We start from the raw sequence: 15,050 nt of genomic DNA on the forward strand, positions 1-15,050 counted from the left end.
TTCTAGTACCTCCTAACTGAATAACATGTTCTAGAATTCTCCGGTGTAGCCCGTGTTGTATTGAGCTGGACTACAAATTTGAATGATGAATCACGGGCGCTCCAACTTGGCATCATTCGATGGGAGGCCTTGCTCCCGTCATAGCGCAATATCCGGGCGGGCGTATCTACGCCAAGTGGCAACTATACCCTATGACTATTGCCGGCCCAACCCATCAGCGCCGGGAAGAAGCTTTCGTGGGTGGTGCGGAGGGTTTCGGCCGGGAGGTCGAGGTGGCCCTCGACCACGAGGTGGGGGGTGGCGGTGGTGGAGCCGAGGCGGAGCAGGGGGACGGGGCAGTCGTCAAGCCGGGTGTCAGCGGCGGCGGTGATGAGGTAGCGGCCCTGGTCCTCGCCAAAGAGGAAGGGGGTTGGCTCGGTGCCGGGGGGCAACGCGATCCTGGCGCCGAAGCGGCTTGCCATCACCATTTCGGCGAGCGCGACAAGCAGGCCGCCGTCGGAAATATCATGGACGGCAGTCAGCGCACCCTCGTGGATGCGGCGGCGGACCCAGTCGCCGGCGAGCCGCTCGGCCGCGAGATCGACGGGCGGCGGCGGCCCGGCTTCCCGGCTCCGGCATTCGCGCAGCCACAGCGACTGGCCAAGATGCGCCGGCGCCCCGCCGATGAGCCACAGCCCCTCGCCGGGGGCCTTCAGCGCGGGCGTGGCCGCCTTTGCCCAGTCGTCAATGAGGCCGACGCCGCCGATCGAGGGCGTGGGCGGAATGGCAGCACCACCGCCGGTTGCCCGGGACTCGTTGTAGAGGCTGACATTCCCCGAGACGACCGGGTAGTCGAGCGCGCGGCAGGCATCCGACATCCCCTCGAGGCAGCCGACAAGTTCGCCCATCACGGCCGGGTTGGTGGGGGCGGCGAAGTTGAGGCAGTTGGTGATCGCAAGCGGGGTCGCGCCGACGGCGGAGAGGTTGCGCCAGGTCTCGGCGACCGCCTGCCGGCCGCCTTCGACCGGGTCGGCGGCGCAGTAGCGGGGGGTCACGTCGGTCGTCATCGCAAGCGCAAGTCGAGTGCCATGGACCCGGACGAGGGCAGCGTCGGCGCCGGGGCGGATGATGGTGTCGGCGCCGACCATGTGGTCATATTGCTCGAAGACCCAGCGGCGTGAGGCAAGGTCTGGGCTGGCGAGGAGGGTGAGGAGATCGGCACTGGGGTCGGTGCTGGGGTCGAAAGCGCCGAGCGGCGGCGGCGGCTGGGGCGCGGCACGGGGGCGGTCGTATTTCGGGGCGCCGTCCGAAAGGGGCCCGAGCGGCAGATCGGCCACTTGCTCGCCGTGGAAGCAGAGCTCGAGGCGCCCGGAGCCAGTGATTTCGCCGATGACGGCGAACTCGAGGCCCCATTTCCGGAAGATGGCCTCGGCCTCGGGCTCGCGGCCGGGTTTCAAAACCATCAGCATGCGCTCCTGGCTTTCGGAGAGCATGAACTCGTAAGGCGTCATGCCCGCTTCGCGCGCTGGCACTCGGTCGAGGTCGAGGCGGATTCCAACTCCGCCCTTGCTGGCCATCTCGACCGAGGAGGAGGTGAGGCCGGCAGCACCCATGTCCTGGATGGCGACGATAGCATCGGTTGCCATGAGCTCGAGACAGGCCTCGATCAGGAGCTTTTCGAGGAAGGGGTCTCCAACCTGGACCGTGGGGCGCTTGGCGTCGGCGTCTTCGCCGAACTCGGCCGAAGCCATGGTGGCGCCGTGGATTCCGTCGCGACCCGTTCGGGAGCCAACATAGATGACCGGGTTGCCGACTCCAGCAGCGGCCGAGCGGAAGATGCGGTCGGCCCGGGCAATGCCGACGCACATAGCGTTGACGAGAATATTGCCATTGTAGCGGGGGTGGAAACGGATCTCGCCGCCAACGGTGGGCACGCCGACGCAATTGCCATAGCCACCGATGCCGGCGACGACGCCCTTGACGAGGTGGCGCGTTTTCGGGTGGTCGGGAGCGCCAAAGCTCAAGGCGTTCAAGAGGGCGACGGGGCGCGCGCCCATGGTGAAGACGTCGCGCATGATGCCGCCCACCCCAGTGGCGGCGCCCTGGGTGGGCTCGATGAAGCTCGGGTGGTTGTGGCTTTCCATCTTGAAGACGGCAGCGAGCGGGTGGCCATGGGCATCGGCGCCGATCGCAATGACGCCAGCATTCTCCCCCGGGCCCTGGATGACCCACGGCGCATCGGTCGGGAGTTTGGCGAGGTGGAGGCGGGTCGACTTGTAGGAGCAGTGCTCAGACCACATGACCGAGAAGATGCCGAGTTCGAGGAGGTTGGGCGCGCGCCCCAGAGCCGCGAGGATGCGCTGATATTCATCAGGCGAAAGGCCGTGCTCGGCGACGATTTCGGGAGTGATGGCAGTCATGGCGGGCCTGTAGCGTGGCGCTGGCGAAGGAGCCAGCGGGGAAGCTTGGCGAACATGTTCCGCTCATGTTCTCGGTTTGGACCAGAGACTCGATTGTGTTTTCCCGGTTCGTCGGCGCCCGATGGCGGGGCCATGCCCTGTGGCACTCTTGCCGCAGCCGACATGGCGGTTGCCAGGTGTCAGAAGCCGCACCACGCTTGTCCCTTCCCGCATGGACGGGCAGGACAAGAAGGGCCCTGCCGTGCTGGCACGGGTCCGCACTAGTCCGAGCGGATGATGTCGCCGCCTTTCATGACGAAGCGGACTTGCTTCAGCGCCGTCACGTCAGCGAGGGGATCGCCATCGACGGCAATGATGTCGGCAGCCATGCCGGGGCGCAGCGCGCCGATCTCGCCTGCAAGTCCGAGCAGCTCGGCAGCACCGGTGGTTGCCGCGGCGATCGCGGTCGCAGGCGTCATGCCGTGGGCGACCATGAGTTCGAACTCGTCGGCGTTGCGGCCGTGCTTCGAGACCCCGGCGTCGGTGCCGAAGGCGATCCGGACACCGGCCGGCACCGCCTGCTCGAGGCTCTTGCCGGTGATGGCGATGCGCCATTTCACCTTCTCGAGCACTTCGGGCGGGTAGGCGTTGGGGTCGGCGGCGAGCCGCTCGCGGTAGCCGTTCACAGTGGAAAGCGTGGGCACGTAGAAGGCGCGCGTCTCCCGGAAGAGCTTCAAGGACTGGGCGTCGAGCATGGTGCCATGCTCGATCGAGGCGGCGCCATGGGCGAGGGCCACATTGACGCCACCCGTGCCATGGGCGTGGACGGCAACGCGCTTGCCGTGGAGGCGGGCGGTTTCCATGACGGCTTTCGCCTCGTCTGCGAACATCTGCTGCTCAAGGCCGGCGCCAATCCGGCTGTTGACTCCGCCGGTGGTGGCGATCTTGATGACATCGACACCGCGGCGGATCTGGCGGCGGACGGCTTCCCGGCACTGTTCGGCGGAATTGCAGAGGTTGTCTTGCGGAATGCTGCCGTGGAGCATTTCCGCAATCGCAAGCGTGCCATCCATGTGGCCGGAGGTAACCGAGATCGACCGGCCAGCATCGATAATGCGCGGGCCCTTCACCCAGCCGGCGTTGATGGCGTCTCGCAGCGCGAGCGTCGCCCCGGTGCGGTCGCCGAGGTTGCGCACAGTGGTGAAGCCGGCATGCAAAGTCTTCATGCCGTTCCACTGCGCGCGTAGCGCGGCCTGGCCTGGGGACTCGGTCAGTGCCTCGACAAAGGCGGCAGTGCCGCCGGCATCGGAGGCGAGGTGGACGTGCGAGTCGATGAGGCCCGGCAGCACGAAGCGGGCGCCGAGGTCGATGACGCGGGCACCGGCCGGGGCCTGGCGGCCATCGAGGAGTGCCTTGATGCGGCCGTTTTCGACGACGATCGAGGTGGAGCCGCGCGGCGCCTTGCCCGGCTCGGCGAGCACCCGGTCGGCTTGGATGACAAGGCTTTCGGCCACCACTGGAGGCGCAGCAAGCAAAGCAAGCACAGCAGCAACGATCAGCGGCGTCATGGGCGCCTCCTTTCCCGGCCTTTCTCTCGAGGGGTTTGACAGCGTCGCGGAAGGCCGTCGTCAAGAGAAGTGAGAGTTCGGCGATGCTGCGGATACCAGGGGCAAGAGGTGCCTGTATTGGGAGCTGGCGCGTGGCCCCCTGATGCGCTTCACGAACAGCTTCTGCGATAGGTGCATCACGAGGCGGGCAAAGACGCCGGTGACGAGGGCGAGGCCGCCGTTCTGGATCTTGGCGGCAGCCCAGCGTTCGCCCTCGCCGGCGGCGAGCGGGCCATGGCAGAGAAGCGAGGAAAGCGCGACGACGCGCAGGGTGGGAAAAATAGCGGGTCCACTCCTCGATGGTTTGTCAGCCGGGTTCCCGGACGGAAAGCGAAGCCGCGACTCGCGCGGTTGTGGCCGCCGCGTCCATGCCCCGGATGATGGTGTTGGGGAGGCGGCTGTTGTCGAATTCGCCTGGCTCGCCCGGCCGGCGGGTGGGCGGTGGACCGAAGCGGAGCACGACGAGATCGCGGGAAGGCACGATCCACATTGCCTGGTTTCCTGATCCGTCGAACAGGAAGAGATCGTCGGCGAGATAGCATTCAGAGTGGAGCACGCCGACCTTCTGCGAGCGCTCGGGGAACCAGCGCAGCCGCTCCACACAGGGGCGGCCGATCCACATGTGGAGGCCCCAGTGCGGGTTGGCAGGCGACGGCGTGACGGTTTCGGCGACCCAGCCTTCGGGAAGCAGGCGCCTGCCCTCCCAGACGCCGTCACGGGCAAGGAGGATGCCGAGGCGCACGAAGCTTTCGGCCGGCAGCATCAGGCAGCAGCCGGCATGCGCAAGGCCGCCGGGGCGATTCACATAGACGGTGCCGCCAGCAGCATCGATGGGCTTCAGCAGTTCGCGCCCAAGGAAATCGGCATAGCGCTGGCCGGTGGCGCGCTCGATGACGATCGCGAGCACGTCGCTCGTGATCATTGAATAGTCATATTCGGTGCCCGGCTCGTAATCGCGCCTCGTCTCGTTGATGAGGATGTCCTCGTGGTGGCTCGAGAGATATTCGCGCATAGTCAAGGACCAGGGCTTGAAGTCATTATAACGGAACCGGCTGATCCCGCTCGAGTTCTGGAGGAAATGGCGGATGGTTGGCCCCTCTTTGTCGGTGCCCTTCCATTCGGTGAGGAAGTCCGAGACCGGCTGATCGATGCTCTTGATATGGCCAAGCGCCACCGCCCGGCCAATGACGATGCCGACCACCATCTTCGCCATGGACTTGGAGGCAAAGAGGTCTTCCCGCTGGTGGCCGCAGAAGTAGCTCGCGTGCTGGAGGGCGCCACCCTGCCACACGAGAAAGCCTTCTGACTTCACTTCCTCGGCGTAGGCGCGCGCCTTTTCGAGATAGGCGCGATCGATTGTCGGGGTGGCGGCGACCGGAAGTGGCATGAATGGCGCGCCGGGGACGGGATCGACGGGCTCGTACCAGTCGGCCTTCTGGCTTTCGCCGCGGAACTGCGAGACCGCCAGGCGCATGTAGCGGTCCATATATTGCCAGTTGGCGAGCCAGAGCGCGACGGCTGCGAGGAGAAGCGCCAAGAGGCCGAAGCCCACCATGCGGGCAAGGGTTCGGATCATGCCGGGCGCGCTTTCAGGGAGGTGCCGAGGGCGACCGCAAGGGCGACGAGCATGAGCCCGGCGCCGGCGAGGAAGGGGCTCGCTGGCCCGAAGCCCTGGTAGATGCTTCCCGAGACCGCGGGCCCGAGGATCCGGCCCATGGCCGAGGCGCCTTGGGTGAGGCCGTTGACGAGACCGCGGTCGCTGTCGGTGGCCGCGTCGGCGACGAGCGTCTGGAACGCGGGGGTGAAGAGCCCGACTCCAGCCGAGGTGACGGCGAGCGCGCCGAGCGTTGTCGCGGTGCCGTCGGCGAGGCTGAGGCCGAGGAGGCCGACAGCATAGGCGAGGATTCCGAGCCGCGCGACCAGGGGCGAGCCGAAGCGGCGGGCGAGCGGGGCGGCGGCGCCGGCCTGGAGGCCGGCCGAGATGGCGCCGATGAGACCGAAGGAGAGGCCGACCTCGCGCGGGGACCAGGAGAGGACATCGCCGGCGAAGAGGGCGAAGGTGGTTTCCATCATGGCCGCGGCACCGATGACGAGGAGTGCAAGGAGCATAAGGCGCGCGACCCTCTGTTCGGCGCGGAGCAGGGCGCAGACCGACGGGGTCGGGCCGGCGGCCCCTTCACGGCGGCGGGCGATCGGCAGGCTTTCGGTAACGACGAACCAGACTGCGACGAGCGCAGCGAGGGTGATGGCAGCAGCGACAAGGGCAACCCGGGCAAAGTCCGCAGTCGTCGGGTTGGTGCCGGCGATGATGCCGCCGACAGCAGGCCCAAGGATGAAGCCAAGCGCGAAGGCAGCGCCGATGATGCCCATGGCCCGCGGGCGGGCCGCGGAGTCGGTCACGTCGCCGACATAAGCGAAGGCGATAGCGATGTTGCCCGCCATGAGACCGCCGACCAGGCGGGCGGCGCCGAGAGCCCAGACATCGCGGGCGATGGCCATGCCGAGGAAAGCGAGCACAGAACCGGCAAGCGAGGCGATAAGCGCGGGGCGGCGGCCGATGCGGTCGGAAAGGCGGCCCCAGAGCGGGGCGCCGAGGAACTGGCCGAGCGAATAGGCAGCGAGCATGACGGTTATGAGCGCAGGCTCAGCGCCGAGGGCCCGGCCCCAGAAGGGGAAGACCGGCAGCACCACACCAAAGCCCATGAGGCCGATAAAGACCACAAGGAACAGCGGGGCGAGCGGGGGCAGGCGTCCGGCGACTGGCAGCCTGCCGTTCATTGCGCTGCGGACTGGAGCGCGATCTCGGCCCGGGGCGGGAGGAGCGGTACAGTCTTCAATACAAAGTTGCGCCCCTGGGATTCACGCCTTGCCGGCGAAGGGATGACGAGGGCGCGCTTGCCGTCGATGTGGTGCCTTAGCATGTCGACATCGATCGCCCAGCCGCGCTCGATGAGCTCGCGGCGGCGCTGGCGGAAGGCATTCATGAGGCCGTCGGACTTGACCGAGAGCTCCTCGCGCAAATCGGTCGGGACGATCTCGGGGCATATCTTCTCGACGATTTGGGTGTCCTGCGCAAAGATCTTGAGGGTGCGCCGGCGCGAATCGCCGTCAAACAGGGGATGGCGGAAGAAGTTGCGCGCCATAATCCAGCGGGTGTGGGTCCTGGTCTCATCGACGGGGGTGTTTACATCGAAGATGACCATGTGCCAGCTGCTGGTGAGCCAGACGTCGAGCCGCATGGTGGCGCCCGAGAGGTGGAAGCTCGGCTGGGCCTGGACGGGTGTGCGTTCTTTCCGCATCAGCTTCCAGATGCCGCGCGGGAGGGGGGGAATGTAGGTGACCTTGGCGCGGGCCGACCATGCGTCCTGCTCGATTTCGAAATCGTGGATCTCGGCGCGGTCCCGGTCGCCGAAGCTCGGGTGGACAAAAGGCGCGTGGCTGAAGTCAAGGCCGTTCTCAACGATCCGGGCATAGTTGGCGCGCCAGTGCCAGTCGCCGCGGATGGTGCGCCAGTTGGCGGTGTCGGCATATTCGGGGAAATCGGGAAGCGGGGGGCGCTCGGCCTCAGGCAGGTCACCGAGGAAGACCCAGATCCAGCCGTAGCGCTCGATGACGGGGTAGCTATCGACTCGGGCGCGCTTGGGGATCGGCGTTTCGGCCGGGAGCGAGGGGATACGGACGACATTGCCAGCGCCGTCGAACTGCCAGCCATGGTAGGGACATTCGACACAGCCCTTCTCCATCCGGCCTTCACCAAGCGAGGCGCCGCGGTGGACGCAGACATCCGAGATGCAATGGGCCCGGCCAGCGGCATCGCGGAACAGAGTGAAATCGAGACCGCAAAGGCGGACCTTCGCAGGCGCGGCCGCCGTGACTTCGGTTGAGTCGGCAGCGACATACCATTGGTTGATGATCATGGGACCTCCGCAAGCGATGCGAGCGCTGATGGCAAGCCAAGGTCAAGGAGGCGCGTCAGCGCATGGGTTTGAAGGTCGAGTTCGGCGATCCGGCCGCCGAGGAAGTCGAGGGCAAAGACCGACTGGCCGGAAGGGCGCAGGATGACATTGGCCCAGCCGGGGCGGCCGGTGGCAGGCGGGGGGAGGGTGACCCGGTCGGCGAGGCGGAACCCGCCGCACCCGCCGACAAGGCGCAGGAGGCCAGTGCCGTTCGCCACCATCAGATCCCCATTGGGCAGGCTGGCGAGCCCGAACAGCATGGCAGGCGGATCAGAGGCAGTGAACAGGGGCCCAAGGCTCTCATCGTCCTCGAGGTCGTGGCCGTAGAGGAGGGGGCCGGTCTCAGAGAGGTGGAAGAGCGTGGCGCCATCGGCCGAGAGTGCCATGTGGGTCACGCCGAGGAAGCCACTCACACCCCCGTTCCACTGGGTTGCGTAGCGGCGCCGGAGCACAAATTCCGGGCCGAAACGGTAGACGGCGCCGCCGCCGGCGAAGCGGCCGGCAGCGCCGCACAGATGCTCGCCAAACAGCAGGTCGCCTCCGGGGAGTCGCACCAGCGAGCCGAAGGGATGGTCGCCAACATTGGGGTCGGGGCGGCGATTGCCGTCGGGGCCGAAGCAGGCGACACTGCGGCCCTGGGGGTCGAGCGCGAGGAGGGCGCCATCGTCGAGAAGGGCAAGGCCAGCGACAAGACCCGTGGCGCCAGTTGCAGCCTCGGCCTTTTCTGAGCCGTCGGGCCCAAGCTGGCGGACAGCGCTGGCGCCAGTTGGATAGCGGGCGGCAGGGTTGAGCCGGGTTGCAGTGACAAGCAAGTCTCCGGTCGCGAAGGGAGAGAGGGACTGATCAGTCAACTTGGTCTTCCTGGCGCGCGGCGGCGACGAGCACGCGCTCGGCCATGTCCATGACTGCGATCCAGGGCGTTTCGGCGGAGAGGTCGAAGCCGAAGAAGCTGGGCTGGTGATGGGCGCGGAGCGCAAGATAGGTGGCAACTGTGTAGGCAACGAGATTGAGTGCGGCGAGGCCGGGCTGGCGCAAGGCAGGATCGCAGGCGAGGATCCGCTCGAAATCGCTGCGCACAAGCTGGCGGACATGCTCGACTGCGCCCTTCACCTCCTCCGAACTCAGGAATTCGCCTGCAAGCAGCTCGCAAAGGCGGGGGTTGTGGCGCAGACTCTCAGCATAGCAGCGGTTGACATGGATGAGCTTGTCGGCCGCCGAGCGGGCGAGGAAGTGTTCCCAGGGTTCGCCGATGATGGTCTCGATCCCTGGCCAGACCTTTCGCTCGCGGACCCAGGCGCCGGCCACTCCGGGCAGGCCGCCGAACTGGTCGTAGAGCTGTTTCTTGCCAATCCCGGCTTCTTTCACAAGCGCGTTTACGCCCAGGGCGGAGACGCCGCCCTCGGCGAGGATACGGTCGAAGGCGTCGAGAATGGCAGCGCGGGTGGCTTGCCGCCTCTCGGCCTGGGGTCGGCGCTGCCGCGGTGTCGCGCTTAGAATTGGGCGGGGGGCGCGCCCGCCCTGTTCCAGCAGCTTGGTCATTGCTTCTGCCATTCCCCTTCCCGCCCATGGGTGCGGATAGGCACTTGACGCGAGGCCGTCCTCGCCGCAGAAATAGACCGGGCGGTCAACTTTTCAAGCCCCAATGCGGGCCCCGGAAGCGGAAAGGGACTGCCGAGGGAGGCGGGCGCGGAGCCCAGCAACCATCTGCCCGAGGGCAAGGGGCAGCGGGCAGGGCCAAGCGGGGAAGATGAGATGGGCAACAATGATGAGAGAGGGGCCAGGCGAACCATCGCTGCGATCCTAGCCGGGGCGGGGGCGGCGGCGCTGGCCGTGCCAGCGCTTGCTACAGAGGGCGGGGCTGCAGCCGGGTCGGGCGAGCAGGCAGCAGCGACAAGTGCCGCCGACATCATCGTGACCGCGCGCAAGCGGGCCGAGCTGTTGCAGGACGTGCCGCTTGCAGTGCAGGCGCTTGATGAGCGGACCATCCTGACCGAGGGCGTCCGCAACGTACAGGACATCTCGCGGCTCGCCGCCGGCCTCACCTTCGACATGGGGGGGTTCTTGAATGACACGCGGCCGGCACTGCGTGGCATGCAGGCCGAGCGCGGTCGGCCGTCGGTTGCGATTCTCGTCGATGGCCAGGATCTTTCGGGGGAGAACATCTCGATCGCCGGGGGGGGAGCCAGCCTGAACGCGCGGCTGTTCGATCTGGCGCGAGTCGAGGTGGTGCGTGGTCCCCAGGCCGTTCTCTACGGCCGCAATGCCTTTGCCGGTGCGATCAACTATGTGACTCGTGTGCCAGAGGGCGACTTCGGTGGCCGGGCTGCGCTCGAGTTCGCAAGCGGCGGCTTGAAGTCGGTCGAAGGGGGAGTGGATGTGCCCATCCTCGGCGACAAGCTCGCCTTCCAGGCCGGTGGCGCCTGGACCGAGCGCACTGGCTTCTACACCAACCCGGTGACGGGGGCGAAGGTGGGAGGCACGGACTCGGAAGGTGCAACCGTCGCGTTCCGGATTGCGCCGGCCGAGCAGCTGCGGATCGTGGCGCGGTGGATCCATTCGAAGGAGCGCGCGACCGAAATGGCGACGGCCTTTGTGGGCGCCAATGTTCGGCTGCCCGCACCAGGCGCGCGTTACTCAGCGGTGCCGGGGGCACCGGCGACCATTCCCTGCCCGCCGAATCTTGCCGGGCTGACGCCGCCGCAGGTGGCAAACTGCACCCGCGGCACCTTCGTGGGCGAGCTTCGGGCACGTGAAGCGGACCTCCAGCTGTCGCCTGACCCGTTTACTGGCAAGCCCTTCTCGGGCCAGCGGCTCACCCAAGACCTGGTCTCAGTGAATGTGAGCTGGGACGGCGACTGGGGGACGCTCTCCTACCGGCTCGGCTATCTCGACAATCATACCCACATCCAGCAGGATGGGGACTATAGCGATTATCCAGGACCGCCCGGTCTCGTGCTGGCGCTTTCGGCGCTGCAGGACCTGACCTACATGAACCGGGCATGGGATCACGAGATCCGGTTCAATCGGACCTTCGGGCGCGTGGACGCCTTGCTTGGCGCCCAGATCTTCTCAGAGCAGTCGGACCTGGTGAACGCAGCTCAGTTCTGGCTCAGAAACCCTCGATCGCCGCTCGCTGGCCCCCCGTTCCGGCTGGCGACAGCGCCGAGGGCAGATTTCGCCTTCCCTGTCGTCAATTCGCGCGACACCAACTATTATGGTGTCTTCGGGAGCGTCAGTGCCGACATTACTGACACCATCAGGCTTACTGCTGACGTACGCTGGAACTATGACCGGATTACCTACACGATTCCTGGTTGGCGCTCGCAGGATGTGACGCTGGCACAGCTGAGGCCCGTGTGCCTGCCGCAATTCCCGAACGGTGCAACCTTCAGCCCGACCAATCCGGCCGGGTCGCCGCCGCCTGGCGTGGTCGCCGCCTGCCCGCGCGAGGCGACGCTCAAGACCGAGAAGCCGACCCCCAGGGTGACCGGCGAGTGGCGGCCGCGCACCGACATGCTGGTCTACGCAAGCTGGGCCAAGGGCTTCAAGCCAGGAGGTTTCAATACCAACGAGATTGTTGACTTTGACGGTCAGCGCTACCTGCCCGAGCGCGTGACAGCTTATGAGATCGGGGTAAAGTCCGCCTTCCCCGAGCGTGGCTTGGTGTTCAACACCGCCGCCTATTTCAACAATTACTATGACCAGCAGATCGGGGTGCAGAACACCAACGTGACTCCGACCGGGCAGACGGTCACGACGGCGGGAATTGTCAACGCCGGGCAGGTGGAAATCTACGGGATCGAGACCGAGATCGATTGGCGGGTGAGCGCGCGCCTGCGCTTTTCGGCTGACTATGCCTTTACCCATTCGGACTTCAGATCCTTCGTCCAGGGCCCGCCGCCAGGGTCGCCGGCGGCGCTGTTTGCCGAGTGCGGCGTGCCGGCGGGGCAGACCAGCTCCGACCAGAACCGGGCGGAAGCCGGCAACATCTGCGCCGACTTCTCCGGCAACCAGGTCGGCAAGAGCCCGCGGCATATCCTCAACCTTTCGGGCGAGTATCGGCTGCCGTTCGGTGCCGAGGGCGATGTAGCCTTCCTGGGCCTTGCCGGCCGCTACCGCTCGAAGCGGTTCACCGATGAGTCCAACCTCGCCATCCTGCCGGACTATTGGCTCATGGAGCTGCGCGCAGGGGTGGAGTGGCGCAGCCTGACGTTGCTCTTCTACATCGACAATCTGCTCGACAATGACAGGATCCAGGGGGCGCAGCGCAATGTCGATTTCGGCAGCCCCGAAGGTTTTGCGCCCGGGCGCGGCTTCCTCGCCTATCTTCCCAACCCGCGCACTTTTGGCGTGCGCGCTGGCTGGCGGTTCTGACCGCCGGGCCGTGGACCAGGGGGTGCATGACCTGATCCGCGGCCGCGCGGCGTGAGCCGCTGGCTTCCCCGGCGCCGGCGCTGGCTAGCGCTCGTCTCGGGCGCGCTTTTGGCCGCTGGTTTCGTCAGCTTCCTCTTCTTTCTCATGAACCAGCCGCGCGGCTGGCCATTCCACTGGGACGCCTATCGGGCGGTCAAGGCGCAGCCAGCCGATGCCGTGGCCGAAGGACGGACCGGTGTTCTGGTGGTGGCTTTGCTCCAGCCCTCGACCTTCGAGACCGGTTTCACCGAGAATTTCATCCGCAAGCTGTTCGAGGTAGCGGTGCCCTGGCCGGTCAACCGGCTGGCCGCCCGGGACCAGGGCGTAGCACTGATCGACCCCACGCGGCCGGATGCGACTTCGCCATTCGCGCCGCAGCAGCTCATGGCCTTCGATGGGAGGACAACGGACTGGGACGGCGTTCCATTTGTCGAGAAGCACCGGCGCGGGATGGTGCAATGGGTGCCGCCCTCGGCAACGGTTGCCGGCGACATCGGCACCTTTCTCTACCGCGGCCGCAATGGGGGTGCGGCAAGCCCTGCTCAGCGGGCCATGCTGAAGGCGCGTGCCCTCTATTATGCGCGCCTGCCGGGGGGCTATCTGCCGCAGCGTGACCACACGCTCCTGATGGTGGAGGCAGCAGCCTCGGTGCTTCGCCGGCACCCGTCGGTGGTTTCCACTGGGGTCTATGACGCTTTCGCCCCGCTTGTCGCCGAGCGCGCCCTCGAAGCCCTGCTGAATGAGGGGCTCGATACGCTCGTCATCGCCTCCGCGCTTCCCATCCACTCGGCATTCGAGGAATATCGCAGTGCCTGGCCGCAGGTGAAGAGGCAGGTCGACCGCTGGGCGGCGCGCACTGGCCGGCCGGCGCCACGGCTCCTGTTCGCGCCGCAAATGGCGGACCTGCCTGCTTACGCCGATTTCTGGGCAGCGCATCTCGCCCGGGTTGCGCCGGCGCCGTCTTCGCCCGACGCGGCGGCAACGCTCATCATCACGCTCCACGGCCTTCCCGTGGTGCAGCGGCGACGCGACCCCTGGGTTGCCAACAGCGACCGGGCGGTCGATGTCTTGCGCCGTCCCCTCGAGGCGGCGATGCGGGCGAAGGGCTGGCGCAATTTGCGGACGGTGGTGGCGCAGGAGGCCTTTGCCGACGCCGCCGAGGACCCGCGGGACCGGCTGGTCTCAGTGCGCGAGACCTTCGCTGCAGCAGCACGGCACGGCGATGCGCTTGCGCTCGCAGTTCCCGTCGAGTTCCTGGCCGAGAACACCGACACCCTCTTCCTCCACAGCCTGCTGATGTTCGAGGGGCTTGAGGGCTATCGCCGGTTCGAGGGCCCGCCGGCCGACATCGACTGGAACCTGCCGTTCGTCCGGCGGTTCCGGCTCGCGGGCACCGAGGTGATGTTCACCGGCACGCCGGGGGGCGACCGCCAGGCCGCGGCGGGCGCAGTGCTCGCCGAGGCCGTCTCGAGGGTGTTGCCACCTTTCCCTGCCACGGTTCCGGCAGGGCAGGCGGAAGGGGCGCCATGACGGGGGCGAGGCTCGGGCCGGTCGCGCTCGACGAGGGCGTCACCCGCACCAACGGCTGGACTCTCCTGTTCGGCGCCTTCGTGACCATCGGTCTTGTGACGGGGATGGCGGTGCTCACCCCCTATCTCTTGACCGAGACGCTCGGGCTTGATGAGGCCCGGCAGGGCCGGGCGCTGGGGTCGCTCACGGTCATCAACGAGGTGGTGCTGATCCTCGCCTATGGTCCGCTGGGCGCGCTCTCGGACCGGTTCGGGCGGCGGCCCATCTATGTCGCCGGGTTCCTCGCCATGGCGGCGGCCTATCTGCTGTTCCCGCTGGCCCGGTCCTTCACCGAATTCAGTGCGGTCCGGGTGCTCTATGCGCTCGGGATCGGGGCTGCGACGGGCATGTATGGCGTGCTGCTTGCCGATTATGCGGTCGAGCGCGACCGCGGCAAGCTGGCAGCGATGGGCGGCGTCTTGAACGGGCTTGGCGTGGTGATGCTGGCGCTCGTGCTGGGGGCCCTTCCGGCCTGGTTCGTGGCCCGCGGCCTTGCCGGGCCGGACGCAGCGATTGCAACCGGCGCGGTCGGGGCCGCTGCCTGTCTGCTGACGGCGGTCCTGCTCGGGTTCGGCTTGAGGCGCGGGGCGCCGGCGGCGACCGAGCGGCTACCGCTTTTGGCAATGCTGCGGCGTGGGGTCGAGGCGGCGCGAACGAGCCCGGAGATCATGGTGGGCTATGCCGCCGCCTTCGTGGCGCGCGGCGATCTCGCCATCGTCGGCATCTTCACCGTTGCCTGGGGCAAGCAGGCGGCGCTGGCGCAAGGCATGAGCGCGTCGGATGCGCTGGAGGCCGGGCGGCTGCCGTTCATCATCGCCCAGTCGGCAGCTTTGCTGTGGCCGCTTGCCATCATCGCGGTCATCGACCGGCTACCGCGGGCGCGGATGCTTGCCGCTGCCATGGGCGTGGGGGCGCTCGGCTATGTCGGCATGGGCTTCGTTTCCGACCCGCTGGCGGCGGCCGCCATTCCCTTTTTCGCGGCGCTCGGCATCGGCCAGATCTCGGCGGTGCTCGGCGCCCAGACGCTCATCGGCAAGGTAGCGCCAGCAGAGGCGCGCGGTGCCGTCATCGGTCTCTTCAATTTCTCCGGCGCGGTTGGAATCCTCGTCCTTGGCGCGGTTGCCGGC

10 protein-coding genes are annotated in these 15,050 nt (G+C 67.3%); 3 read left to right on the top strand and 7 right to left on the bottom strand.

Going from position 1 to position 15,050, the window contains the following annotated elements:
- Window positions 1-182 precede the first annotated feature (182 nt).
- The 7 genes from purL to ACWIQA_RS01130 all read right to left on the bottom strand — a co-directional run bounded on the left by purL (window position 183) and on the right by ACWIQA_RS01130 (window position 9,480).
- Window positions 183-2,399, bottom strand: coding sequence for a phosphoribosylformylglycinamidine synthase subunit PurL (purL, locus tag ACWIQA_RS01100; protein ID WP_448581221.1), 2,217 nt, complete (start codon window positions 2,397-2,399; stop codon window positions 183-185).
- A 260-nt stretch (window positions 2,400-2,659) separates the two neighbouring features.
- Entirely contained in the window at window positions 2,660-3,946 is a 1,287-nt protein-coding gene (locus tag ACWIQA_RS01105) for an amidohydrolase family protein (protein WP_448581222.1), read from the bottom strand.
- 346 nt (window positions 3,947-4,292) lie between these two features.
- Window positions 4,293-5,561 (bottom strand): serine hydrolase domain-containing protein, encoded by a 1,269-nt coding sequence (locus ACWIQA_RS01110; protein WP_448581223.1) that lies wholly within the window; start codon window positions 5,559-5,561, stop codon window positions 4,293-4,295.
- The gene (locus ACWIQA_RS01115; RefSeq protein ID WP_448581224.1) at window positions 5,558-6,763 is read right to left on the bottom strand and encodes an MFS transporter; all 1,206 of its coding nucleotides are present in this window, start codon (window positions 6,761-6,763) and stop codon (window positions 5,558-5,560) included. Before ACWIQA_RS01115 ends, ACWIQA_RS01110 begins: the two co-directional genes overlap by 4 nt.
- A complete protein-coding gene (locus tag ACWIQA_RS01120; protein ID WP_448581225.1) occupies window positions 6,760-7,902 on the bottom strand; it encodes an aromatic ring-hydroxylating dioxygenase subunit alpha in 1,143 nt (380 codons plus the stop codon). The genes ACWIQA_RS01115 and ACWIQA_RS01120 overlap by 4 nt, the downstream gene beginning before the upstream one ends.
- Complete coding sequence (locus ACWIQA_RS01125; protein ID WP_448581226.1) at window positions 7,899-8,792, bottom strand: hypothetical protein; 894 nt, start codon at window positions 8,790-8,792, stop codon at window positions 7,899-7,901. Before ACWIQA_RS01125 ends, ACWIQA_RS01120 begins: the two co-directional genes overlap by 4 nt.
- Window positions 8,785-9,480 carry a TetR/AcrR family transcriptional regulator gene (locus tag ACWIQA_RS01130; RefSeq protein ID WP_448581227.1) on the bottom strand — a complete coding sequence of 232 codons (696 nt, stop codon included), beginning with the start codon at window positions 9,478-9,480 and terminating at the stop codon, window positions 8,785-8,787. Before ACWIQA_RS01130 ends, ACWIQA_RS01125 begins: the two co-directional genes overlap by 8 nt.
- 213 nt (window positions 9,481-9,693) lie before the next feature.
- Here ACWIQA_RS01130 and ACWIQA_RS01135 point away from each other — a divergent pair, with 213 nt between their 5' ends.
- The 3 genes from ACWIQA_RS01135 to ACWIQA_RS01145 form a co-directional block, all read left to right on the top strand.
- A complete protein-coding gene (locus tag ACWIQA_RS01135) occupies window positions 9,694-12,315 on the top strand; it encodes a TonB-dependent receptor (RefSeq protein WP_448581228.1) in 2,622 nt (873 codons plus the stop codon).
- A gap of 51 nt (window positions 12,316-12,366) precedes the next feature.
- Complete coding sequence (locus ACWIQA_RS01140; protein WP_448581229.1) at window positions 12,367-13,884, top strand: ferrochelatase; 1,518 nt, start codon at window positions 12,367-12,369, stop codon at window positions 13,882-13,884.
- Window positions 13,881-15,050: MFS transporter (locus ACWIQA_RS01145; RefSeq protein ID WP_448581230.1), on the top strand; the 1,170-nt coding region annotated here is incomplete at its 3' end. The genes ACWIQA_RS01140 and ACWIQA_RS01145, both read left to right, overlap by 4 nt.

Source organism: Thermaurantiacus sp. (genome assembly GCF_053487655.1).